Origin of the sequence: Acidovorax delafieldii 2AN (assembly GCF_000175235.1) — a bacterium.
Lineage (GTDB): Bacteria > Pseudomonadota > Gammaproteobacteria > Burkholderiales > Burkholderiaceae_C > Acidovorax > Acidovorax delafieldii_B.
Window position 1 is genome coordinate 1 of sequence record NZ_ACQT01000574.1, and the last position, 868, is coordinate 868.

Genomic DNA, 868 nt, shown 5'->3' on the forward strand with positions numbered 1-868 from the left:
GCGCCACGGCACCGGGCGACGCGGCAACCGCACGGCACGCTGAGGCACGCCCCCTACCGTGCCACCCGGCAACCGCCCGCCCCAATGGCGCAATCAGGCACCCTTCGGGCCAACCGCCAGAACGTTCTTAGCAACCTGCTCACCACTGCGGGCGCTCTGAGCAGAAAAAGGGCCGCGCACCTTGGCAGAAATCTGCCGGGCACCGCTGCGACCCATGAAACCCTTGATGGGCCAAAGTGTATGCAGGAATTGTTCCCAGTTCCAGCAGGCACCCGGCGCACCATGGCGGTGATTACCCTGAGACAGGCATGCGCTCCTGCGCCATGCGCGGCGCTGGCGGCAGCGTCTGCAGCAGTTGCGCGGCCACCGCCAAGGCCACCACTTCGGGTTCCTTGCCATGGATACCCGGCACCCCGATGGGGCAGGTCACGTGCGCCAGCTCGGGCTGCGTGAAGCCCCGCTCGCGCAAGCGGGCCGAAAACGTGGCCCATTTGGTGCGGCTGCCGATCAGGCCAATGAAGGGCAAATCGCCGCGCTCGCGCTGGCGCCGAAGGCACGCCGCCAGCACGTCCAGGTCTTCGGCATGGCTGAAGCTCATGATCAGCACCCGGCTTCCGGGCACCAGGCCCGGCACCGCCATCTGCACCGGATCGGAGTGCTCGCACACCGCGCCACCCGGCGGGTCGGCTGGAAAGACACCGTCGCGGCTGTCGATCCAGGCCAGCGCAAACGGCAGCGGCGCCAGCACACGCGCCAAGGCGCGGCCCACATGCCCGCCGCCAAACAAGGCCACGGGATGGCGCACGGGCGCCAGCCGTTGCCGCAGTGCAGCCGCATGCTGCAGACCCACCACCTCGAAACCCCAGGT

At 69.0% G+C, this 868-nt stretch carries 1 protein-coding gene; it reads right to left on the bottom strand.

The genetic code is table 11. The features are described 5' to 3' along the window. Positions 1-292: 292 nt before the first annotated feature. The coding region (locus ACDELDRAFT_RS23130) for an XdhC family protein (RefSeq protein ID WP_005801731.1) at positions 293-868 on the bottom strand (576 nt) is incomplete at its 5' end.